Origin of the sequence: Clostridioides sp. ZZV14-6387, from assembly GCF_020657835.1 — a bacterium.
In the GTDB taxonomy this organism is placed as follows: domain Bacteria; phylum Bacillota; class Clostridia; order Peptostreptococcales; family Peptostreptococcaceae; genus Clostridioides; species Clostridioides difficile_A.
The window spans coordinates 39,037-63,256 of record NZ_JAGWCW010000025.1 but is presented as its reverse complement, the minus strand read 5'-3'; the positions used below and the strand labels follow the sequence as shown (position 1 = coordinate 63,256).

At 28.2% G+C, this 24,220-nt stretch carries 26 protein-coding genes and 1 riboswitch; of the genes, 5 read left to right on the top strand and 21 right to left on the bottom strand.

Annotated features, from left to right (window positions below):
- Nucleotides 1-382: 382 nt before the first annotated feature.
- The 6 genes from KGF38_RS15050 to KGF38_RS15025 form a co-directional block, all read right to left on the bottom strand.
- Nucleotides 383-1,651, bottom strand: coding sequence for a hypothetical protein (locus tag KGF38_RS15050; RefSeq protein ID WP_074179044.1), 1,269 nt, complete (start codon nucleotides 1,649-1,651; stop codon nucleotides 383-385).
- A 10-nt stretch (nucleotides 1,652-1,661) separates the two neighbouring features.
- The gene (locus tag KGF38_RS15045) at nucleotides 1,662-2,474 is read right to left on the bottom strand and encodes a hypothetical protein (RefSeq protein ID WP_054270095.1); all 813 of its coding nucleotides are present in this window, start codon (nucleotides 2,472-2,474) and stop codon (nucleotides 1,662-1,664) included.
- Between the two features lie 8 nt (nucleotides 2,475-2,482).
- Complete coding sequence (locus KGF38_RS15040) at nucleotides 2,483-3,700, bottom strand: hypothetical protein (RefSeq protein ID WP_074179043.1); 1,218 nt, start codon at nucleotides 3,698-3,700, stop codon at nucleotides 2,483-2,485.
- 10 nt (nucleotides 3,701-3,710) lie between these two features.
- Entirely contained in the window at nucleotides 3,711-4,535 is an 825-nt protein-coding gene (locus KGF38_RS15035; protein ID WP_074179042.1) for an ABC transporter permease, read from the bottom strand.
- Complete coding sequence (locus KGF38_RS15030; RefSeq protein WP_054270092.1) at nucleotides 4,528-5,244, bottom strand: ABC transporter ATP-binding protein; 717 nt, start codon at nucleotides 5,242-5,244, stop codon at nucleotides 4,528-4,530. Before KGF38_RS15030 ends, KGF38_RS15035 begins: the two co-directional genes overlap by 8 nt.
- 72 nt (nucleotides 5,245-5,316) lie before the next feature.
- Entirely contained in the window at nucleotides 5,317-5,673 is a 357-nt protein-coding gene (locus tag KGF38_RS15025) for a GntR family transcriptional regulator (protein WP_054270091.1), read from the bottom strand.
- 357 nt (nucleotides 5,674-6,030) lie between these two features.
- Between KGF38_RS15025 and KGF38_RS15020 the strand changes: the two genes are divergently transcribed.
- The 3 genes from KGF38_RS15020 to KGF38_RS15010 are packed head-to-tail and all read left to right on the top strand — an operon-like array spanning nucleotide 6,031 to nucleotide 8,198.
- Nucleotides 6,031-6,489 carry a GyrI-like domain-containing protein gene (locus KGF38_RS15020; protein ID WP_054270090.1) on the top strand — a complete coding sequence of 153 codons (459 nt, stop codon included), beginning with the start codon at nucleotides 6,031-6,033 and terminating at the stop codon, nucleotides 6,487-6,489.
- 3 nt (nucleotides 6,490-6,492) lie between these two features.
- Nucleotides 6,493-7,455: an ATP-binding cassette domain-containing protein gene (locus KGF38_RS15015; protein ID WP_074179041.1), complete on the top strand. Its 963-nt coding sequence runs from the start codon at nucleotides 6,493-6,495 to the stop codon at nucleotides 7,453-7,455.
- The gene (locus tag KGF38_RS15010) at nucleotides 7,449-8,198 is read left to right on the top strand and encodes an ABC transporter permease (protein ID WP_207644665.1); all 750 of its coding nucleotides are present in this window, start codon (nucleotides 7,449-7,451) and stop codon (nucleotides 8,196-8,198) included. Before KGF38_RS15015 ends, KGF38_RS15010 begins: the two co-directional genes overlap by 7 nt.
- Before the next feature lie 56 nt (nucleotides 8,199-8,254).
- Here the strand turns inward: KGF38_RS15010 and KGF38_RS15005 are convergent, their stop codons facing one another.
- The 5 genes from KGF38_RS15005 to KGF38_RS14985 form a co-directional block, all read right to left on the bottom strand.
- The gene (locus tag KGF38_RS15005; protein WP_074179039.1) at nucleotides 8,255-8,557 is read right to left on the bottom strand and encodes a PTS sugar transporter subunit IIB; all 303 of its coding nucleotides are present in this window, start codon (nucleotides 8,555-8,557) and stop codon (nucleotides 8,255-8,257) included.
- Between the two features lie 137 nt (nucleotides 8,558-8,694).
- On the bottom strand, nucleotides 8,695-9,327 hold the full coding sequence (gene thiE / locus KGF38_RS15000; RefSeq protein ID WP_054270086.1) for a thiamine phosphate synthase: 633 nt from the start codon (nucleotides 9,325-9,327) through the stop codon (nucleotides 8,695-8,697).
- Nucleotides 9,328-9,348: 21 nt separating this feature from the next.
- Entirely contained in the window at nucleotides 9,349-10,140 is a 792-nt protein-coding gene (gene thiM / locus KGF38_RS14995) for a hydroxyethylthiazole kinase (protein ID WP_074179038.1), read from the bottom strand.
- A 23-nt stretch (nucleotides 10,141-10,163) separates the two neighbouring features.
- Nucleotides 10,164-10,958 (bottom strand): bifunctional hydroxymethylpyrimidine kinase/phosphomethylpyrimidine kinase, encoded by a 795-nt coding sequence (gene thiD / locus KGF38_RS14990; RefSeq protein ID WP_054270084.1) that lies wholly within the window; start codon nucleotides 10,956-10,958, stop codon nucleotides 10,164-10,166.
- Nucleotides 10,959-11,059: 101 nt separating this feature from the next.
- A riboswitch (TPP riboswitch) is annotated at nucleotides 11,060-11,152 on the bottom strand.
- Nucleotides 11,153-11,238: 86 nt separating this feature from the next.
- Nucleotides 11,239-11,550 carry a GIY-YIG nuclease family protein gene (locus KGF38_RS14985; RefSeq protein ID WP_074179037.1) on the bottom strand — a complete coding sequence of 104 codons (312 nt, stop codon included), beginning with the start codon at nucleotides 11,548-11,550 and terminating at the stop codon, nucleotides 11,239-11,241.
- 293 nt (nucleotides 11,551-11,843) lie between these two features.
- On the opposite strand from KGF38_RS14985, the gene KGF38_RS14980 reads away from it, so the two are divergent.
- Both KGF38_RS14980 and KGF38_RS14975 read left to right on the top strand, forming a co-directional pair.
- Nucleotides 11,844-13,088 carry an anthrax toxin lethal factor-related metalloendopeptidase gene (locus tag KGF38_RS14980; RefSeq protein ID WP_176702484.1) on the top strand — a complete coding sequence of 415 codons (1,245 nt, stop codon included), beginning with the start codon at nucleotides 11,844-11,846 and terminating at the stop codon, nucleotides 13,086-13,088.
- Nucleotides 13,089-13,285: 197 nt separating this feature from the next.
- Complete coding sequence (locus KGF38_RS14975; RefSeq protein WP_054276554.1) at nucleotides 13,286-14,155, top strand: methionyl aminopeptidase; 870 nt, start codon at nucleotides 13,286-13,288, stop codon at nucleotides 14,153-14,155.
- Nucleotides 14,156-14,208: 53 nt separating this feature from the next.
- Here the strand turns inward: KGF38_RS14975 and KGF38_RS14970 are convergent, their stop codons facing one another.
- The 10 genes from KGF38_RS14970 to KGF38_RS14925 all read right to left on the bottom strand — a co-directional run bounded on the left by KGF38_RS14970 (nucleotide 14,209) and on the right by KGF38_RS14925 (nucleotide 24,203).
- A complete protein-coding gene (locus KGF38_RS14970; RefSeq protein ID WP_021384372.1) occupies nucleotides 14,209-14,397 on the bottom strand; it encodes a ferredoxin in 189 nt (62 codons plus the stop codon).
- Nucleotides 14,398-14,556: 159 nt separating this feature from the next.
- Complete coding sequence (gene epsC / locus KGF38_RS14965; protein WP_074179035.1) at nucleotides 14,557-15,147, bottom strand: serine O-acetyltransferase EpsC; 591 nt, start codon at nucleotides 15,145-15,147, stop codon at nucleotides 14,557-14,559.
- A 26-nt stretch (nucleotides 15,148-15,173) separates the two neighbouring features.
- Nucleotides 15,174-16,082: a cysteine synthase A gene (cysK, locus tag KGF38_RS14960; protein WP_074179034.1), complete on the bottom strand. Its 909-nt coding sequence runs from the start codon at nucleotides 16,080-16,082 to the stop codon at nucleotides 15,174-15,176.
- A 237-nt stretch (nucleotides 16,083-16,319) separates the two neighbouring features.
- Nucleotides 16,320-16,946, bottom strand: a complete 627-nt coding sequence (locus KGF38_RS14955; protein ID WP_054276552.1) for a K(+)-transporting ATPase subunit C — start codon at nucleotides 16,944-16,946, stop codon at nucleotides 16,320-16,322.
- An 18-nt stretch (nucleotides 16,947-16,964) separates the two neighbouring features.
- Nucleotides 16,965-19,022: a potassium-transporting ATPase subunit KdpB gene (kdpB, locus tag KGF38_RS14950; protein ID WP_054270078.1), complete on the bottom strand. Its 2,058-nt coding sequence runs from the start codon at nucleotides 19,020-19,022 to the stop codon at nucleotides 16,965-16,967.
- 24 nt (nucleotides 19,023-19,046) lie between these two features.
- The gene (gene kdpA, locus KGF38_RS14945) at nucleotides 19,047-20,723 is read right to left on the bottom strand and encodes a potassium-transporting ATPase subunit KdpA (protein ID WP_054270077.1); all 1,677 of its coding nucleotides are present in this window, start codon (nucleotides 20,721-20,723) and stop codon (nucleotides 19,047-19,049) included.
- 46 nt (nucleotides 20,724-20,769) lie between these two features.
- Nucleotides 20,770-20,847, bottom strand: coding sequence for a K(+)-transporting ATPase subunit F (gene kdpF / locus KGF38_RS20610; protein ID WP_100852713.1), 78 nt, complete (start codon nucleotides 20,845-20,847; stop codon nucleotides 20,770-20,772).
- A gap of 426 nt (nucleotides 20,848-21,273) precedes the next feature.
- A complete protein-coding gene (locus KGF38_RS14935; RefSeq protein WP_021384339.1) occupies nucleotides 21,274-21,906 on the bottom strand; it encodes a YitT family protein in 633 nt (210 codons plus the stop codon).
- 362 nt (nucleotides 21,907-22,268) lie between these two features.
- Nucleotides 22,269-23,231, bottom strand: coding sequence for a sugar ABC transporter substrate-binding protein (locus tag KGF38_RS14930; protein ID WP_054270076.1), 963 nt, complete (start codon nucleotides 23,229-23,231; stop codon nucleotides 22,269-22,271).
- Nucleotides 23,232-23,252: 21 nt separating this feature from the next.
- Nucleotides 23,253-24,203, bottom strand: coding sequence for an ABC transporter permease (locus KGF38_RS14925; RefSeq protein WP_054270075.1), 951 nt, complete (start codon nucleotides 24,201-24,203; stop codon nucleotides 23,253-23,255).
- Nucleotides 24,204-24,220: the final 17 nt, after the last annotated feature.

Here is a 24,220-nt window from a genome sequence, read left to right as displayed (position 1 = left end):
TTCCCTATATGCTGACTATTTTAGCTACTAACTCACGACTAAAGTCACAAGTGTGCGTAGCTATTTTTTAATCAATTAGATTTCCTGCTTTAATATATTTTTTGTTCATTTTAAAGTGCTCCCCCTTTTTAAGTATAATGTATTATTTATTTATTATTTTTAATATTCTAATAATTAATTTTACCACTATACTCATCCTATTTCAAATCTAAGTAAATTAAATACAAGTTAAATGATGATATACAATATAAAAAAATATTAAAAAGCACCTTTATATTAAATTTAAAAATAAGACGAAATAATCAAAGATTATCCCATCTTATTTCTATTTAATATATAGCAAATATATATCAATCTAAAGAAATGTAATTAATAATATCATCTAATTTGCAACAAAAAATAACTTATCGTGTATATTTACATCTCCATTTATTAGCTCAGCTTCATATAATGTCTTTTTAAGTTTCTTATCGAATACCTGAAATTTTACTGGTTTCGTTCCAATTACATCAAAAACCTCTTTACTTCCCTTTCTTCCTCCTGATAGAGTATCTTTTATGCTTGAAATAGAATATATCTTATCATCTAATAACTTAACTTTCCTAATTCCAGATGATGTATCACTATAATCTACTTTAAAATCAAGTATCTCATAATCCTCTAGCTTAATATCATTTGAGTTGATATCATAAACAAGATTGATTACAAAATTACTCCTATCTGTAGCTATAAGATTTAACTTATTGTTCTTAACAATATAATCTAACTTCGTTTTGCTTAATAAACCTATTTCTTTTGAATTTGCATTTTTTTCTTGATTTAGATTATCCATAAATTTATTACTAATATTAAAAGTATCATCTTCTATATCATATATAATAAGGTTAGAATAATTATCATGCCCTTCAATATCTCCGTTTGTACTCTTATTACTTACCATTTCCAAATAGATTTTGCTTCCTATAGAAAATTTAATTTCATGTATACTTTGTTTATAGTCATTATGTAAGTTTAAATCAAATCTATTTAATAATTTATAAGACTTATCTTTTATATCTATCTTTAATATGCAAATATTATTGACTTTAGAGCCTGAAAGATTAGTTTCACTAACTACCATATATAAGTTTCCTTTATATATTTTATTAAACACAGTTTGCCAACTATTTTTTTTAAAATCAGATTGTTTTAAACTAATATCAAAACTTTCTTCTACACCATTTTTTAAATTTTTATTTGAAATCTTTATACAATCATTTAAATTATTATTCTCTTGTCCCAAAGTAGGCTTAATATAGGTATATGCTTCTCCTATATTTAAATCATCTTTATATACAAATTCATATCCTTTATTATTAATAAAATCACTGTATTTTTTATCGATATTCAAATAATCATTTCCAATTCTTGATTTAGGACTTGTATCATTTTTTATTCCATTCTTACTTACAATTACCTCTTCATAAGAAAATTTATTTATATTAGGTGTATATACTAAACTTACTTTTCCTATATCTTTTATATTACCATTTAAAGTATTTACAGATAGTTTGTCCTTATTAAAATAACTCAATATTGAAGTCATTATAATCATCAATAAACACACTATTATAAAACATATTGTATATTTTCCTATATTTTTTTCTTTCATAATACACCCCCTAAAAATCAATCTTCTGTTTCAAAAGTTTATTGGATATAAAACTACATATAAATATGTTTATACTTGAATACAGGATAATAAATATATTACTATATTCATAAGGTATAACAAATTCCACAGAGATTATAAATACTAAAATCTCCAAAGCTAAAAACATGAAACTTATTAAAGTTCTTAGTTTATAAATAGATTTATTTATAAGAATTGATGTAAACACTACAGACACAAATCCTATCAGTAAAAATATATACTCCACAAATAGTATTTTAAAACTATATGGAAGTAACATTTTTAACTTATATATTGTATCTTGCACAAAACCGTAGCTTGCAATATTTCCAAGCATATAATTAGGTAATAATTTATTTAAAACAAATAAAATTATTGTAAATATTATTGTGTAACTATACACTAGAAATAATATATTTAATAACTTAGATGTATAAATATTAATTCTATTTTTTGGAAGCATTATAAGTGTATATATAGATTTACTTTTACCATCAAAATCCCTATACCAAATAAAAAAAGCATAGCAAATACATGCAATTATACCAAACATAAACCATGCTTCTGTAGAACTCATTATATTTCTAAAGCTTGAGAAACCTGTAAAATTTATTGTTTCTATTGTATTTCCTACTTTCGTTAATTGCTCATCTTTAACTGCATTTTCTATTATATAATTATAGTCATTTAAATTCTTTACTATATTTAAAATTACAAAAGAACAGCAACAAATAATTATAAGTATATAATTTTTTATATTTCTTTTTAATTCAAATTCGAATAATTTCATTAAATCTTTCATTAATTCACCTACTTTATTTCAAATTCTAAATTACTATTTGAAGTGTTAAACTGTAATTTTCCTTCGTATACTATTTCCTTAGAGTTTTTATTTATTATATACAACATAAATTTATCATCCCAAGGTAACACAGGGTCTAGTTTTGATGTATATACAATGATTTTATTTGAGTCAATTTCAACATTTTTAATACCTCTTTTTTCTTTGTCCTCTAAAACATACTTATCTTCATCCATGCTGTTATCAAGCACATTATAGGTAAATAAACTTAACTTTGTGCCTGGACTGTCATCATAATCATTTGACATTACCATATATAATTTATTATCTTTTAGACTTGCTTTTACTAAATTATTCATTCTATCATCAGTTTTTAATTCTATTATTTTATCTTTATTTTCTTCAACATTATACTCAAGTAAATGCTCAAGTAAAGTAATTTCAGAGTTACTATTACCATCCATATCTGCCTTTAATACTTCTATTAAAATATACATTTTATCTTGTCCTTTACTAGCATAACCTACACGAATAGTATCAACATCTGAGTATTTTTCAAAAAAATAATTACTTAAATTTATACTTTTTACCGTCTGTATTTTTTTATTTTTTGGGTTAATTTTTATTATATCTATGGTGCTTAAGCCTTTTTTATTGATTTCTGACGAATCGCCTATCGCACCATAAAATACAGACACATATAAGTCTTTTTTATATCTTTTTGATGATAGTACCTTTGTATAATAATCATCAGTACTTTTATCTACCTTATATTTTGTTCTTTTAAAATTATTCATATCTAATTTTTCATATTCAATGTCTTTATCACTTCCTTCAGATGCAAATACTCCTTTATCCAAATCTTCTTTTTTCTCATCTATAACAAAATTTATATCTTTTGAATTATCATTCATTTCAAAACCAACATGAGTAATTAAATCGGAACCACTAGATACATCAATTAAATTATTTATACTCTCACTCTCTTTTTGTGGTTTTACTAATTCAGTCTTTTTAATTTTATTACTTCCATTTATTGTATAATATGAATTTATATATCCATTAAAATCATATCCAAACTTTATGTTTATATAGTCTAATTCATCTGGGTCACCTTTTATAGTTTTTATCTTCAAATTGTCTTCATTATTTAATAAACCTATACTAAAATATATTACTAAGGTCAAAAATATAATAAGTATAGGTGCTTTAGATTTTAATTTCATACCACCCCTCCTAAAGAGATACTTTCTTTTTAATTAGTAAATAAGATATTCCATTTAGAATAAACATTATAATTAAAAAACTTAGCACACCAGCTACTAAAGTATTAAATTGTGTTCCAATGAACACATAATATTTCCTAAATAAATTGATTATATTTATATATACTGTTGAAAAATATAGACCTATTAGAACTACAAAAGTAACTAAAAGCACATAAAACTTATTTATATAAGAAAATATAAATAATATGCAACAATTTACAAGAGAAATGGCTATAAGTAATAAAAATACATAAATTACCATGAAAGATATAAAATCAACAGGTATACTCCTCAAAGTTGAATAATATAAATCTTGCACAAAAGGCACCTTTATTATTGGCACATTTTTAAAGATAAAATTAAATATACACTTACATACAAACAATGTCGCTATCTGACTTATCAAAAAACCATATATCATTGTTATCAAAGCAATTGACTTAGATATGCAAATCTTAAACTTATTCTGAGGTAGCATCATAAGAGTGTAAATACTTTGATTTTTGGAAAAAAACTCTCTTTTCCACATAAAAACATAGTATACAAACATTCCCAACATCCCAAAGAGTAGAATATGTTGGATAAATCTAATATTACTAAGTATCCCTATTCCATAAAATATACCACCAAAATTCTCTACTGCTAAGTTTAGAATAAATTTAGAATTCTTAAGTTTATTCATTTCATATAAATTTAAACTAAGCGTAATTAATGAAAAAAATGATATATAAGCTATGTAAAATTTATTACTTCTTCTTAAATCTACATTTATTAGATATAGAAGTTTATTCATTCTTATATACCTCCCTCATCTTATCTAATATAGATTTACCTTCTATTTCTCTTAATTCCTCTGCATTAAATGAAGTTATAACATTACCTTCATCAAGAATTACAACCTCATCAACTAAACTTTCTATTTCTACTATTTCATGAGTAGTAATGATAATAGCCTGATTTTCCTCCATATATTGTGCTATTACTCCTATAAATTCTTCCCTCTTAAATAAATCAATTCCTGTAAATGGTTCATCAAGTAGTATATATTCTGGGTCTTGGCAAAATCCAAGAATTAATTTTACTCTTGCAATATTTCCTTTTGATAAATTATCTATTATTTCATCTTCATCTAATTTGAATATGTTCATCATTTCTTTTGACTTCTCTTTATTCCATTTTGGATAAAAAATCTCCATAAATTCAAAGGTTTCTTTTATTGTCGTATTACTAAAGTGAGATTCTACATCTGGAACAAATGCTAATTTATTATATATCTTTTCATTTATTTTTTCTCCATCTATACGAATCTCTCCACTATCAATATTTATAAGACCTGCTATTGCTTTTAACATTGTTGATTTACCAACACCATTTATCCCAAGTAATGCAGTTATTTTACCTTTTTCTATATTGAAACTTACATTCTTTAAAGCATCTATCTTTCTTATTTTAAGACCTTGCATCCTTTTATATGTTTTACTGACATTTTTTACTTCTATCATAATTAGTACCCTCCATATTTAATATGCTTGTACAATAAATTTTTTTAATTAAGTTTTATAATTGTTAAAAGACTAGTATTCTTCTTCTATTATCTTTAAAACTTCCTCTTTAGTAACCTTTATTGCTTTCATATTTTCTATAAAAATAGATAAAGATTCATTTATCAACTCTAATTTTAAGTTTTTTAGTATATCTTCATCAACTGTTACACTACTTTGATAGTTTTTAAAAGTATTTATTATATTCATATCACCCATCTCCTTATATGCTCTTTGAACAGTATTTAGATTTACTTTTAGATTAAGTGCCATTTCTCTTCTCGATGGTATCGTCTCTCCTGGTCTCAAAGCTCCAATTACTATTTGTCTTTTTATATATTTTATTATCTGCAAATAAATGGGTGTTGTATTATCTAGTTCAAAATTCATGCTTCCTCCTATTCTAGTGTATTAATACGTTAGTACACTTGCTTTAAAAAAATACACCTTTAGCTCGTATTTTATTTAATATTCTACTAAGTGTATTATACGATTAATACACTTAGTTTGTAAACACATTTTTATAATTTACATTTTATTTTAATTTATTAAGACATTAAAAGTAAAGCTTGAATTATAACTTTACAAAATGGAGCATCAAATGAGAGGATATATATTTTATGTTATGTTAGACTTGAAAACAAGTGAATGAGATAAGATTATATGTTATCAATCATTTAAAAGTTTTATATGTATTAACAATTAAAAATCTAATAAGAATATTGGTATATATTAGGAGGTAAACAAATGAGTTATAAAATTGAAATTAAAAATATTGAACCAGTCACAGTAGCTACTATGCGTTATAATGGCCCTATGACTGAAGCAACAAAATACTTTCCAAATGTATTTAAATCTATAAAAGGAAAATCTAATGGAGCTCCTTTCTTTTGCTACTATAATGTTGACCAAAAAACTGGTATTGGAGAAATGGAACTATGTGTTCCGACTTCAGAAACTCCAAATCGTATTGGTGTAACCATAAAAGAATTTCCTAAAACAAAAGCTTTGTTTTTTACTCACATAGGAGCCTATAGTAATTTGCCAAAAACGTATGAAATGATATTTAAATATATTCATGAAAATAATATAGAAATACAAACTCCTTGGAGAGAAGTATTCATTAAAGGACCAGGTATGCTGATAAAAGGAAATCCAGATAAATATATTACAGAAATCATATTTCCACTTAAAGAGGAGGAATAACATATGCTAGCGATTAAAATAGACAATTTAGTAAAAGAGTATAAAAATGGTGTAAAAGCTTTAAATGGTCTAAGTTTTAATGTAAATGCTGGAGAGATTTTTTCTTTACTTGGTCCTAATGGAGCTGGTAAATCTTCTCTTATCAACATTTTGACCACCTTTTATAAACCTACATCTGGAAATGTAACAGTCTTTGGAAAAGATTTAGTAGATAATCCTTCTTGGATACGTACTCAAATTGCTTGTGTAGCACAACAAGTCTCTATTGATGAACACCTGTCTCTTATGGAAAATATGGTATTTCAAAGCAAGATGTATAAAGTAGAACCACAAATTGCAAAACAAAGAATAGAATCTTTAATTGATAAATTTGAGTTATCTAACTACTTAAAATATCCCACTTCATCATATTCTGGTGGAGTAAAGCGTAGATTAGATATAGCTATGAATATGGTATCATCTCCTAAGATTCTATTTCTGGATGAACCAACTGTTGGTATGGATGTAGATTCAAGAAAAGCTATGTGGGATATGTTATTAAAAATTAGAGATGAATATGGCACAACTATATTTCTAACTACTCATTATCTTGAAGAAGCTGAACAATTGAGTGATAGCATTTGTATTATGAAAAATGGAAAAGATTTGGCACATGGAACGCCATCCAGTTTACGTAGTTACATTAGACAAAATATACTGCGTATAGTTTTTCATGATATAAAAGATATAAAAAAATATAAAGATGAAATTAAAAATACTGGATTGGTCAAGTTTATGAGTATAAGAGAAAATTCTATTTTTATAAGTGTACAGGATAGTAGAGTTGCTTTTACTTCAATAAATAAGTGGCTTTTAGAACATGACATAAAATTTGATGCAATAGAAATTGTAGAACCAAGTCTTGAAGATGTTTTTTTAGCATTAACAAGTTCTAAAAAAGGCTTAAAGGAGGAATGGAAATGTTAAATATCTTATGGCGTAGTATGAAATGGCGTTTTAAAAATCCAATATCATTTATAGTTACTATATTACAACCTTTTCTTTGGCTTGTACTTTATAGCTCTATTGCAAATCAAACTATGAATAATATGAATATTAGTAATTATACCGCTTTTATACTACCAGGTATTATTATACTAGTTGTATTTTCCTCATGTAGTAGTGGTGGTATCATCAACTTCATAATGAAGAACAGTGGAAGTTTCTATAGGGTTTTGATTGCACCGATTAGTAGATATTCAATTGTTTTTGGTCAATTACTAGAAGCTATCTTAGTTTCTTTCTTAGAAGTGACTATTTTATGTGTAGTAAGTATATTCTTCTCAGTAAAGATAGAATCTGGTATTGGAGGAATTATGCTTATGATAGTACTAATATTTATGACTGCATTTTTTTTATCAAGTCTAGCATATTCTATAAGTCTATTGTTACCAAATGAAATAATTTATGAAACAATTATGACTGCAATTGTACTTCCTATTTTCTTTTTAAGCTCAGCTCTTTTCCCTATAGAAAACTTATCTGGAGGATTAAAAATAGCCGTTATGCTCAATCCATTTACTCATGTTATTAATGCTTTACGTAGTTTAATATTTGGTCAGAATATTCTTATTGGAGATATATTACCTGTTATTCTACTATTCTTAATATTATGCTGTGCAAGTTTCTCACTTGCTATGTGGAGGCTAAAAAAGGAAATGGTAAGTTAATTTACTAATCTATAATAAAAAGTGAACTCTATTATATAGAGTTCACTTTAGATGCTTTATTTTAATATTTCTAAAACTGAATTTAACACAGCGTGTCCATTACAAGTTCCATAGTTCACCATATCTATTACAGATACTGGAGCTCTATCTCCTACTATAGATTTTACATCATCAAACATAAATCTAAGCTGTGGTCCAAGAAGTAAAATATCAAAATTATCAAGTTCTGATTTTATATTTCCCTCTCCAATTGCCCATATTCTACAATCTATATTTCTTTTTTTTGCATCTTTCTCCATTTTATTTACCAATAGAGTAGAAGACATACCTCCAACACATACTAACAATATCCTAATCATTCATAACTCCTTTTAATCAAATCTACATATATCTTGATTAAAAAGTATATGTAGAAAAGTTTATCATTTATAACTTTTTAAATTTCACTCTTAAATTATATCAAATTTTTCCATTTTTTACACTATTAGAACTAATTTTATATTTTTAATGTCCATTTTTCCACTTCTTTAGATATGTCCTTAGCCTTTAATATTGCAGAGATTATAGCATATCCATCACTGTCTAAGCTCTTAAGTTTATCTACATTGTCTAGTTTTATGCCTCCAATTAGTACAAATGGTATATCTACCTTTTCTTTAATTTCTTTGACAGTTTCAAATGAAGCTGATTTTGCATCCAATTTAGTAGATGTTGTAAATATAGACCCTATACCTAAATAATCCGCTCCATCATTTTTTGCACATATAGCTTCTTCTAAAGTTCTTGCTGATACTCCTAGTATCTTATCATCTCCTATAAGCTTTCTAACTTCTCTCGCATCAATATCACTTTGACCTACATGTACTCCATCTGCATCACAGATAAGTGCTATGTCAACTCTGTCATTTATTATAAACTTAACTCCATATCTTTTAGTTATTTCTCTAAGTTTCATAGCTTTTTTTAAAAACTCTCTCCCAGGAGCATTTTTTTCTCTAAGTTGTACGGTTGTGATTCCAGAAGCTATTGCATCTTCGATACACTTATAGAAATCTCTACCTTCAAGCATTTCAGAATCAGTTACTAAATATAATTTTAAGTCTTTTTTTAAGTTTTCTTTATCTATCATTTTAAGTCTCCTCTTAAAGCCTTATTCGTTTAAAAATTCAATATTAGAATTTTTGCTTAAAGTATCTATATTCATTTTATAAATAGTGTTCATAAGATTTTCTTTAAATGTTCCTATTGGTGGATTGTCTAAATTTGCCAACTCTCCACTTAAAGACATCGTAAGAACACCCATTGTAGCTGCTTCTAATGTATTCTCAGTAACAGCCATAAAACTCGCAATTAAACTAGCAGTCATACATCCCGTTCCTGTAATGCCTTTTAATTTATCAGTTCCATTGTTTATTTTATATGTATCTTTACCATTTGTTATTATATCTATTTTTCCAGTTGCTACTACGATACATTCAAGTTTTTCAGAAACTTTTCTTATTATATCAGTGGAGTCTTCTTCTTCATCAAATGAATCTACACCTTTTCCCCTTACATCAAAACCACCTATAAACTTTATTTCTGCCATATTACCCTTAACTACATTAAATTTGACTTCATTCAAAAGTTTGCTTGTAAGTTCTGCCCTAGCTTTACTTGCAAATACTCCAACTGGGTCTAATATAACAGGTTTATTGTACTTATTTGCCGCTTTTCCTGCTAATAAAAATAAATCTAACATATTTGAATTCATTGTTCCTATATTTATTACTACAGAGTTCGCTATACTCACCATTTCTTCTACTTCTTCATATGAAAAACTCATAAGAGGACTTGCTCCTATGGCTAAGGTTACATTAGCACAATCATTTATAGTTACATTATTAGTGTAATGAATTACCAGTGGATTTGATTCTTTTACATCTTCAATTAAATTATACATAGTCTACCTCCAACAATTTTTTATTATTCAAATTTATAAAAATGATGCACTGGTCCTACTCCATGACCTATATCAAAACTATTTTTTATTGCCTCTGTTATATAGATTTTGCCTAAATTTACTGCTTCTGTTATTTCATAACCTAAAGCTAAATAAGAGGTTATTGCAGAAGATAATGTACATCCTGTTCCATGTGTATTTTTTTTATCAATTCTTTCACTTTTATAAACTTTAAACATATTTTTACCAACTAAAATATCAACTGCTTCTCCATCTAAATGTCCTCCTTTCATAAGGACAAACTTAGGACCAAGCTTTAGTATTTCTTTTCCTACTCTATTCATATCATCTATATTATTTATTTTTATTCCTGTGATTTCTTCTGCCTCTGGGATGTTTGGTGTAATTATGTATGCAAGTGGCATCAAGTATTTAATTAAATTTTCTTTTGCTTCTGGCTTTAATAAATAATATCCACTTTTAGATATCATTACTGGGTCTACTACCAAATATTTTGGATTGTATTTCTTTATATTTTCAACTATTTCAAGTATAATCTCAGGACTTGAAACCATTCCTATTTTTACAGCTTTTGGAGGTATATCTTCAAATACTGCCTCTATCTGTTTTTTTATTATGTCCTTACTTAAATCTTCTACTGCAAGAACCCCTTGAGTGTTTTGTGCTGTTATGGCTGTTATTACACTCATACCATAAGTACCAATTGCACTAAAAGTCTTCAAATCAGCTTGAATTCCAGCTCCTCCAGATGAATCTGACCCAGCTATTGTAAGTGTTGGTATTTTATAATTACTCATTTATTCCCTCCTAAAGTTTAATTTAAATAACTTAATTAAAAAAGCTATACCTACAATAGGTATAGCTTAGAAATCGCATATATAGTAAATAATATACACTTAAGTTTTATACTAAGCTTTCCTACGCTGGTATTATCCAGATCAGGTGTAAGGGTCGGTATACCTCTCAGCTCTTGGCTCCCCTAGCTACTTTAATTTATTATATTTATAACTTCATTATAGTACAATAGTATTTATTGTCAAGTTTTTACATAATATACACTTATTATAATATTAATGTTTACATTAATTGTTCTATTTCTTTTCCAACAAGATAAGCATCTTTATTATTAATTGAATCTATAAACGTTTCTGGATTTTTTATTATATATAATTTTTTATTTCTAGTTAATTTCTTTATATAACATTCCAATTTCATTGCATTACTTTTCGTGTTGGTTACAAAATAAACTTCTAGTTTTTTAAATCCTTTTGCTCTTGTATATTTTGAATTAATTCCCGACTTATGTTCATTCATTCTTCTGATTATATTACTGGTATATCCAGTATATAGAGAGTCATCTTTACATCTTATAATATATGTAAAATACATTTCAAATCACATCCTTATTAAATATATAAACATTATATTATAAAATTGATGAAATGGCATGTATTTTGCATATGCAATCTTCTTAGGACTAATTTTATCTAATACATGTGTATAAAATCTATTCTATATAAGTCTAACGCTAAATTTTGACATAATAATAACGTATTTATTTTTGTAACAAAAAATTCACAAATTATAAAAAATAAAATTTTCAAAAAAATTATAATTTTCAAAAAAATAAATTGACACATATAAAAAAATTATGATACTCTAATAAAAAGGGGGCAATGATTATGGAAAACAATTTAATTATAGCTAAAAGCAATAATACTAAATTAACTCAAAAGGAATTAATTAAAGTTAATCTACAGATAGGTGTGGATTTTACACTTTTGTCAAAATCACTTAAAGCCTTTTACAAAAAAGAAAAAGATTTTTATTGCATTGCTCTTGCGCCATGCAATGTATCTAATGAAAAAGCAAATAGAAAAATAAGTATCTCTGATATGATAAAAGAAATTAACACTTTAATCGAAAGTATAACTGATAAAAATGAACTTTTAAGTGAAGAACTCTTCAGCAAAAATTTATCAGAATTTTATGACGAATCTTTAGATGACATTTATATAGAATTAAAACAAGCATATTTATACATTAAAAAGAATACAGATGTTCTTAGTATAGAAGACTGTATTGAATATGTATTTGATGTTGATATAAGTACTGAGACAAAACTAAAAGAAAATCCTTTGATTGACTTTAATTCACTTTCTTTAGTATTTTGGAGTGGTGAAACAAAAAATATTTTACATCAAATGAATATTTTAGATTTAGAAAATATCCACTCTTATACTATGGAAAACAGTACAAACATAACTATATATGAAAATGATACTCTTCAATCTGAATTTGGTGAAAAAGATGAAGATATAAAAGAAAATAACCTAGGCATAATTGAACAAATGCTTATACTTCCAAACGATTTAGACTATGATAAAGATGAAGTCGAAAATATAAAAAATAGGCTTGCAAATATAAATATTAAGTATTTGCAAACACTTAAAGAAAAGGATATAAAAATAAAATTGATAAATTCAAACTTAACTGATGAGCCAGAATTTAAAGATTTAAAGCATCAATTACCACCATGCTGGGTAAAATCAGGTAAAACTTGGAAAGATGTTCCTGGTATATATAGAAACAATTCTATAGTAGTTAAAATAGGCTACAGTAATCCTAGTTATGCAAATGTACATTCAGCTAAAAATTTAGAACTACATGAGACTGCACATGCTATAGATAAAAATGTTTTAAACAAAAAATCGAGTTCAGAGGAATTTATGGAAATATTTGCTCAAGAAAGATATAAACTTTACGACCCAAAACAAGTTGCACATGCCTACATTAGTAAGTTTATAGAAGAATTTTTTGCAGAATCATTTGTACACTACTATCTCGATGATGTTTCAAGAAATACTTTAAAAGAAAATTGTCCTTTAACATATGATTTTCTTGAACAGCTTGAATTAGAATATTAAATACTCTAACTTCCAATAATACATTTAACTATATTCTCTTTATCAATAATGACACAATGATACAATTTATATTTTTAATAAAGTGCTATCATTAAAAGATTTTTATTATTTATGTTATAATATTTATGGTGGCTATGTTTTAAAATAGTTTATGTGACCCATAATTTAAATAAATAATAGAAAAAGGATGAAGAGCTATGAAGTTGAATAGAAATGATAGTTGTTGGTGTGGAAGTACTAAAAAATATAAAAAATGCCATATGGATATGGATAATAAAATAGATTCATTTGCAAGGTTAGGTCATATTGTGCCAACCCATGACATTATAAAAAATCCAACGCAAATTGAAGAAATAAAAAAAAGTGCAGTAATAAATACAAAAATTTTAGATTATATTTCAGATAAAATTGAAATTGGAATGTCTACAGAAGATATAAATAAATTAGTCCATGACTTTACACTACAAAATGGAGCTATTCCTGCTCCTTTAGACTATAATGGATTTCCTAAGAGTGTATGTACATCTATAAACAATGAAGTTTGTCATGGTATTCCTAGTAAAGATATTATTTTAAAAGATGGAGATATTATCAATGTAGATGTTTCTACTATTTTTAATGGATACTACTCAGATGCTTCAAGAATGTTTATGATAGGAAATGTTAAAGAAAATGCAAGAAAATTAGTAGAGGTCACTAAAGAATGTGTTCAAAAAGGTCTTGAGGCTACTAAACCCTGGGGATTCTTGGGTGATATAGGTGATGCTATTAACTCCTATGCTCAAGAAAATGGATACTCTGTTGTCAGAGAAATTGGTGGCCATGGAGTTGGATTAAGCTTCCATGAAGACCCATTTGTAAGTTATGTATCTAAAAAAGGAACTGAAATGTTATTAGTTCCTGGAATGATATTTACAATAGAGCCAATGGTAAATGAGGGTACTCATGAAATTTTTGTTGATGAAGAAAATAATTGGACTATCTATACAGAAGATGGTAAATTATCTGCTCAATGGGAATGTATGGTTTTAATTACAGAAACAGGATTTGAAATTTTAACCCAATAAAAGAAAAATGCCTATAAAAATCGAAAATTCAATTTTTATAGGCATTTATTTTATTAATGCACATCTATTGCATCAACTGGACAGCTTTCTCTAGCTTCTTTTGCTGATTCTTCAGCATCACTTGGTATTTCATCAACTATAACATGTGATTTACCATCATCATTCATATCAAATACTTCTGGACATATTGATGGACATAATCCACAACCTATACAAGTATCTTGATTAACATCTGCTTTCATAATAAAATCCTCCTAAACGCTACAAATTTAAAATCTTATTTGTCAAAGATTTATGAACCAAAACTTTAACATTTAGTTCTTTTTTATTATGTCCTCAGATTTGAAAAAAATACCTTTTAAAATAATTTTCATAAAATTTATTTTATAGTCATATCAAATCTATATATAATACACATTATCTAACTCATCATACTCATAGGACACTTCTTTTTTATTCTTTTTTACAGGTTCTAAATTTCTTATTTTTACTATTTTTGCAGGTATTCCAACAACGGTTGCTCCATTAGGTACATCCTTGACAACAACTGAATTTGCGCCAATTTTTGAATTAGAACCAACATTTAAAGGTCCTAGTATTTTTGTTCCAGCTCCAATCAATACATCATCACCAACAGTTGGATGTCTCTTTCCAGTATCCTTTCCTGTGCCTCCTAAAGTAGCTCCTTGATATATTGTTACTCTGTTACCTACTTCTGCTGTTTCTCCAATTACAACACCCATTCCATGGTCTATTAATATACCTTCTCCCATTTTAGCTCCAGGATGTATTTCTATACCAGTCATAAATCTGGATATCTGAGATATTAATCTTGCTGTAAAAAGCATCTTTTTCTTATAAAGAGCATGAGCCATCCTATGCATTATCATTGCATGTACTGATGGATAAAGTAAAAAGACTTCTACTTTAGATCTAGCTGCTGGGTCATTTTTCATTATATATTCAATATCTTTATTTATTTTCTTAAACAAAGTATTCACTCCCTAAAATAAAATTTTTAAAATAGTCCCATGGACATATACTTATCTACTCCATCTGGAGCTACTGTTACTATCTTTTTATCTGGATATTTTTTCGCCATTTCTATAGCACCAAATATATTAGCTCCAGAAGATATACCTACCAGAATTCCCTCTTTTGCTGCAAGTAATTTAACTGTGTCAAATGCATCTTCATCATCTACTAATATTACTTCATCAACTACACTGGAATCATAATTTTCAGGAACAAAATTAGCTCCTATTCCTTGTATTTTATGAGGTCCAGTTTTGTTTTCTGATATAGCTGGAGATTTTTTTGGTTCAAGCGCGATTATTTTTATATTTGGATTTTGCTCCTTTAAATATCTCGCAGTTCCTATTAAAGTACCCCCAGTTCCAACTCCACATACAAATATATCTAAATCTTTAACATCATTCATAATTTCAACTGCTGTTGTTTTATAATGTGCGTTTGGATTATCTTTATTTTCAAATTGCTTTAAACTCTTATAGTTTGGATTTTCTCTTAAAAGCTCATTTGCTTTTTCTATGGAACCTGCCATACCAGCTTTTCCATCTGTAAGTACCAAGTTTGCTCCATAAGCCTTCATCAAATCTCGTCTCTCAACACTCATAGTCTCAGGCATTACTATTACTACTTCATATCCTTTTAATTTTCCTATCATAGATAATGCAATACCAGTATTTCCACTAGTTGCTTCTACTAATACATCTCCTTTTTTTAATTCTCCTCTTTTCTCTAATCCTTCTAGCATTTCATACACTGCTCTATCTTTTATACTTCCTGCTGGATTTACTTTTTCTAGTTTTACATATATGTTAGAACACCCGTTAGTACATCCTAAATTGTTCAACCTTACTACAGGTGTGTTTCCTATCAACTCTAATGCGTTATTATATAACATACTACTTCCTCCTATATGTCTAAATCTATTATCAAATTGATAACGATAAATATATTATAGTATTATCATTTTGATAATGCAACCTTTTTTTGGATTTTATACTTACAATCGTTTTATTCCAAATATTAGTAATGTTCAAACAAAAAAAGTGAAAATCATTATCGATTTTCACCTTTTAAATATAAAGCTTTAAACTAAGCCATACGCAGTACTTTGCTATAGAACCTCTACAAAATACTATATAAGACCTAATATCTTTGCAATCTCTACATTAACCTTTAACACATTTACCCTATCTTCACCTAATACTCCAAAAAGTTTTTTAGAAGTATTATCATCTACAATTTTTTGCAATTTACTCTCTGATATTCCTGATGCTTTTGCTACAGCAGGTATCTGAACTTTTGCAGAAGCTGGACTTACATTAGGGTCAAGTCCTGAACCTGATGCTGTAAGCAAGTCTGTTGGTATATCCTCTTTTTTAATAGTTGGATTATCCTTTAAAAATTTTTCTATATCTTTTTGTACTCTATCATGAAGTTCTGGATTTGTTGCTCCATAGTTAAAAGAACCTGATGAAACACCTCCATAAGATGTATTTCCATCTTTATCTGGTATTAAATCTTCTTTTGTATAAGTATTATAGTTTATTGATGATACTCTTCCCTTAAAGAACCTTGCATCTGTAAAGTTTTGACCAATAAGTTCTGAACCTACTTTTACACCATTTACTTCTATCATACTTCCATTAGCTTTATCTCTAAATGCAACTTGACTTACACCTGTTAAAGCAAGTGGATATACAAGTCCACAAACAACTAACAATACAAGACTTACAAGCAATGCTGGTTTTAATGTTTTCATTTTTATATCCTCCATTTATTAACCTAAATTAAGAACCATTACTAAAGGTGTAATTAATAAATCAATTAATTTTATTCCTAAAAATGGTACTATAACCCCACCAAGACCAAATATAATCATGTTTCTCATTAACATAGCTTGTGACTTCATAGGTCTATATTTTACACCTTTCATTGCAAGAGGTATTAAACAAGGGATTATTATAGCATTAAATATTAAAGCTGATAATATCGCACTAAATGATGTAGAAAGTTTCATTATATTTAATATCTCCATCTGAGGTATCGCAAGAGTAAATATAGCTGGTATAATTGCAAAATATTTTGCAACATCATTTGCTATACTAAAAGTTGTCAAAGCTCCACGAGTTATCAAAAGTTGTTTTCCTATTTCAACAACTTCTAATATCTTAGTTGGGTCTGAATCTAAATCTACCATATTTGCTGCTTCTTTTGCAGATGTTGTACCACTGTTCATAGCAAGACCTACATCCGCCTGAGCAAGTGCAGGAGCATCATTTGTTCCATCACCTGTCATAGCTACTATTTTACCTTCTAATTGTTCTTTCTTTATAGCATCTATTTTATCTTCTGGTTTACATTCTGCAATAAATCCATCTACTCCAGCTTCTCTTGCAATTGTAGCTGCTGTCAAGGGATTATCCCCTGTGCACATTATTGTCTTTATTCCTATCTCACGAAGTCTAGCAAACCTTTCTACAAGCCCTGATTTTACAGTATCCTTTAAGTAGATAATCCCATATATCTCATTATCCACACACACTACTAAAGGTGTTCCTCCTAATTTAGCCACTCTGTTTACATTTTCTTCTAAATCTTCTGGTACTACCCCACCAGATTCTTTTACTCGTTTTATTATACTATCATAAGCACCTTTTCTTATAGCTCTACCATCAGCTAAATTAATTCCACTCATTCTAGTCTGTGCAGAAAACTCTATGAATTCAGCTTCAGCTGCCTCTTTTGTTTTACCTGTTGAACCTAATTTCACACCTAAATCAACTATAGACTTTCCTTCTGGTGTATCATCTTTTAATGAACACATAACAGAATAATTTATTAAATCTTTTGAATCTGCATTTCCAACTGCTATAAATTCTGACGCAAGTCTATTTCCATAAGTAATGGTACCTGTCTTATCTAAAATCATAGTATCAACATCACCACAAGCTTCTACTGCTTTTCCTGACATTGCAATTACATTGAATCTAGTTACTCTATCCATACCTGCAATACCAATGGCTGACAATAGGCCTCCTATAGTAGTTGGTATTAAGCAAACCAAAAGTGCTACCATAGTAGAAATTGGAATCTTTACACCTGCATAATTTGCCATTGGATAAAGAGAGATTAAAACAACCATAAATATAAGTGTTAACCCTACTAACAAGGTATTTAAGGCAATCTCATTTGGTGTTTTTTGTCTTGAAGCACCTTCCACAAGAGCTATCATTTTATCTAAAAACGATTCTCCTGGTTTTGTTGTTATTTTTATTTTTAACCAGTCACTTACAACTGTAGTACCTCCTGTAACAGAAGCAAAATCTCCACCAGATTCCCTCATAACAGGTGCGGATTCTCCAGTTATTGCTGATTCATCCACAGAAGCTATTCCTTCTATAACTTCTCCATCATTTGGAATAACTTCTCCTGCATTTACCAAAACAATATCGCCAAGTTTTAATTCACTTGCACTTATCATTTTTTCATTTCCTAGCTTATCGAAAACCCTTGCTACTGTGTCTTTTCTAGTTTTCTTCAATGTATCTGCTTGGGCTTTTCCTCTACCTTCAGCTACAGCTTCAGCAAAATTCGCAAAAAGAACTGTTATAAATAATATTATTGTCACAATCCCATTATATGCTCTTAAATTATTACCTTCATCACCAAACAAGCTAGGTATTATTGTAAGTATCAATGTTACTATAAATCCAATCTCTACAACAAACATAACTGGATTTTTCATCATATATTTAGGATTTAACTTTTTAAAAGCTTCTATAATGGAAGTTTTGAATATATCTTTTGTAATAAACTTTGTTTTTTTAGTTTCCATAAAACTTTACTCCCTCCCAATTTTTTAGTGCCATAACACTAGATGCTCTGAAATAGGTCCAAGCGCTAAGGCTGGGAAAAATGTTAAAGCACCAACAATTAAAACAACCAGTACTAAAATTATTGTAAATGTGAAATTATCTGTTCTAAGTGTTCCTATACTTTCACTTACAGCTTTTTTAGATGCCAATAAACTTGATATCGCAAGTAGTATTATAATAGATACATATCTTCCAAAGAACATAACTATGCCTGTTGTTATATTCCAAAACATAGTATTATCTCCTAGACCTTCAAATCCTGAACCATTATTAGCTGCTGAAGATGCAAATTCATATAATACTTGTGATAATCCATGGAATCCAGGATTTGAAATTCCTTCAAGCCCTGCTGGTACTGCAACTGAAAGACCAGAAAACATAAGTATCAAAAGTGGATGTAGTATAATAAGTAAAGCAATAAGCTTCATTTCTTTTCCTTCTATTTTCTTAGTCAAAAATTCTGGAGTTCTTCCTACCATCAATCCACATAAAAATACTGCTATTATAGCGTACATCAACATATTCATAAGACCTACACCTTTACCACCAAACACGACATTTAACATCATATTCAAAAGTGGTACTAAACCTCCTAAAGGAGTTAAGGTATCATGCATATTATTAACTGTACCTGTTGTAAACGAAGTAGTTACTGTTGTAAATAATGCAGACTGTGCTATACCAAATCTAACTTCCTTACCTTCCATACTTCCCATACTTTGACTAAGTCCTAATTGTGATAAAATAGGATTTCCTGCACTCTCTGCTTTAAAACAAACTACTAGACCTATTAAAAATATGATTGACATTGCACCAAACACAACCCAACCTTGTTTTTTATTCTTTATCATATGCCCAAATGCAACAACACAAGCTCCTGGTAATATCATCATAGACAACATTTCTACTATATTTGATATAATAGTTGGATTTTCAAATGGGTGTGATGAATTTGAACCAAAGAATCCACCACCATTTGTTCCTAAATGTTTAATTGATTCAAGAGCTGCTACAGGCCCTCTAGCTATATCTTGAAGCTTTCCTTCTATAGTAGTCACTGTTTCTGTTCCAGCAAAAGTTTGTGGTACTCCTTGTGTAACTAATATAATTCCAACAATTAAAGCTCCTGGTAAAAGTACTCTTGTTGTTATTCTAATTAAATCTACATAAAAATTTCCCAATGTTTTCTTTTTGCCAACCAAACCTCTTACAAATGCCATAGCTGCTGAATATCCTGTTGCTGCTGATGTAAACATCATGTATATTATTACTGTCATCTGACTAAAATATGAAAGACCTGATTCACCTGAATAATGTTGAAGGTTTGTATTTGTCATAAAACTTATTATTGTATTAAATGATAAACCTTGTTCCATACCTTTAATTCCACTTGGATTAAAGATATGCATACTTTGAGTTCTAAGTATGATATATCCTATAAATACCATAGCTGCATTTGTAAATACTAAAGCTAAGGCATACTGTTTCCAGTTCATTTCTTTTTTCTTATCTATACTACATACCTTATATATACAATTGTCTACTTTATCAAACAGTCTATCTCCAAATGTTTTTTGATTAGTAGCTATATGGTATAAATACTTGCCCATAGGTATTACTAAAATCATAAAAATCGCTAACACTATTACTATCTGCACCATAAAAATTGTTCCCCCCAATTCAGCTTACTTATTAGCCTTATACTGTTTAAAATTTTTCAGGATTAATAAGCGCATACACCAAATATATTATTAACATTATAATTACAACTGCCAGAAACCACATAGGTAATCCCTCCATACATTACATTATTTTTTTTCTGTTTGTTTCCCACACCAGTCAGCAAGCAACTTCATGGAAATAAATCCTATGAGTAACAATGCTATCATAACTATATCCAACATTTTAACTCCTCCATTTACTTTAATTTCTTTTACAAATTTTAGTTTTGTATTGCTACTTCATTTATCTTATCATTTTAGGTATAAAGATAGGATTAAGAAACATCTGTTACTGATTAGTATTTCATAAATATAAAATTGAGTTTTTAAAATATACATCTAGCAACCGTATTCCTAGCAATTTCAATACAATTTCTTATCCTAAATTTATAAAAATCTCGATTAAGAAATACCTACTACAAATATATAAACGCAAAAAAAGATGGCAAATTTGCCATCTTTAATAAAAGCTAATGTTATTTAATTTATATTAACATTCTGGAACTATGTCATTACTTATATCCATATCTAAACTTTTGCCATGATAATAAATAAAATCAATTACTTTACCACTAATTGTAACAGCAATCAAAGAATAAAATATATCAAATGCTGATAGATAAAATAATGATAACAACAATACAATAACATCTGTTGCTAAATAAACTTGCCCTATGTTCAAAGATGTAGTCTTAGAAATTACTAATGCTAAAGCATCGTCTCCTCCTGATGCACAACCTGCTTTTACTACTATACCTACACCAGTTCCAACAGTTACACCTGCCAAAACAGTTGATAAAAGCATATTTTGTGATTGTGGTACCAGAGGTCCTATAGCTTCAAATAAATCATATAACACTGAAAAAGTTATAGAAGCTACTATTGAATATATAAGGAATTTTTTACCGAAAAATTTATATCCTACTAAAAGTAGTAAACCATCTATTACAACATTTGCTATTGCTGGCTGTATATTGAATAAATTTTTTAGCAGTAGTAAAATACCTAACACTCCACCTTCTGTTATGTTGTTTAAATAATAAAAATTGTAAACTCCAAATGCCAATATTGCTGAACCTAAAAATATAAGTCCAATCCTTTCTAAAAATAACCGCCTGGCCATACATATCCCTTCCTTTTTCTTAATTTATATATATTATATACAAAAGAAATGGCTTTGTATACCGCACTTTTCGAATCTTTAATTATACAAAATTTTTATGTTTTTTTCAACAATTTTTTTATGTTTTTTTATGTTTTTTTAAACCTATGTATATAACACAGTCATTCCAACACCTTAGACGTTTTCCTTTTTTACAAAAGTTTATATTAATTTGACTTATAATTTAGTATAATTAAGTCTTTGTTTATATTAATTTTTTATTTGTTTAGAAATACTATCCAACAATCTATAACTAAGTCCACAAAAAAAGAGTTACTTTAGAAACTATATAAAGTAACTCTACAAATTTTATTTACTATCTTTTACCACTCACCTTTAAATTCTGAAATGTTATCCTTGTTAACTTCAACTTGCTTAATTTGTGTAACAGGTTCTACTTTTTCACCTTTTAAAATCTTAGACGCTTTTTCTACAACTAATGCTCCTTCTTGCACTGCAGACATATATGTTGTTCCATCTATTAATCCATCAGTTATAGCTTTTAATCCATCTTTACTTCCACCCAAACCTATAACTTTAACTTTATCTTTAAGACCAGCATCCTTTAAGGCTTGTCCTGCTCCTGTAGCAGAGTTATCATCTTGGCATATTATAACATTAAAATCAGTTTTCTTTTGAATTAAGTCTTCTGTTACTTTTAAAGCTTGTTCTTTTTCCCAATTTGAAGTTTGATTATAAATTATTTGTATATTGCTATCTTTTAATTCTTTTTCAAGACCTTTTTTTCTTAATACTTGTGGAGTAGTCCCTGGAACACCTTCTATTAACACAGCTTTTCCACCAGCTTCTCCTAACAAGTTTTTAGCAATTTTACCTGTTAAAGCTCCTGTCTCTTCCTCATTTTGTCCTATATATGTAACTAAACCTTTGAATTCTCCTGTTGGGTTACTTCCTATAGAATTTGTAAATGCTATTATAGGAACCTCTGAATCATTAGCAGCTTTAACTATTCTCTCGCTCACAGCAGAATCAACTCCACACAATGCAATCATATCTACACCTTTAGCCATAAAATCTTCAGCTTGTGACAATTGTTTACTAGCATCCCATTGAGCATCTGCATATTCTACATTTACACCTAATTCTTTAGATTTTGCATCTATACCTTGTTTAGTTGCTACAAAGTAACCCGTTGAACCTGGTAGTAATACTGCTATTTTCTTTTCTCCATTTTTTTCTTTGTCACCACCATTTGAACAACCAACCAAACCAAATATCATAACAAGTGATAGCAACAATGCTAAATGTTTCATTAATTTTTTCATAAAAAAATCCCTCCTTATTTTTTATCTTGAAGCAAGCTTCTTCTTGCTATAAGAATCAAATCCAACTGCTGCTAAAATTATTAATCCTTTAAATATGTATTGGAAATATACATCTATTCCAAGAAGGTTAAAACTGTTGTTTATAACACTCATAAGTAACACACCTATAACAGTTTTAAGTACAGAGCCAGATCCTCCTGCTACTGACGTACCTCCTATTACTACAGATGCAATTGCATCCATATCATACCCTTCGCCTGCAATTGCAGTTGCAGTCCCAAGTCTTCCAGTTAGTACAATACCAGCTATCCCTGCAAGTATAGCATTAATAATAAATACTTTTATTTTATGAGAGTCTACATTTATACCATTAAGTTTACTTGCTTCTTGATTTCCCCCTACAGAATAAACATATCTACCAAACTTAGTTTTATTAAGTACAATAAATGAAACTAACACTACTATAAAGAAAATTACTACTGGTATTGGTATATTAAACAAGTATCCATTTCCAATGTAATCAAGTATTGGTATATTTTCAGTAATTGGATATCCTCCTGTAAGCATCAATAGTAATCCTCTTACAATAGTGACCATAGCCATAGTGGCTATTAACGATGGTACATTTATCTTGGCAACTACTATCCCATTGATTAATCCTATTACTGCACAAATTGCTATACCTAAAAACATAGATACAAGCAAGTTAGTTCCACCAGTTGCAAATTTCATTGTTATAGCACCTGCAAGAGCTGCTACTGCTCCAACTGATATATCAAAGTTGCCAGATATTATAACAAAAGTCATACCTGCTGAAATTATTCCAATTATAGAAGATTGTCGTAAAAGATTAAGTATATTTTGCTTACCTAAAAATGATGGAGTTGCAATGCTTATGGCTATACATAAAGCCAAAAAACCTAGCAATACTCCATAATCTCTTAAATTCAATTTCTCAAAAGCCTTTTTCATCTCAGTCCTCCATTTTC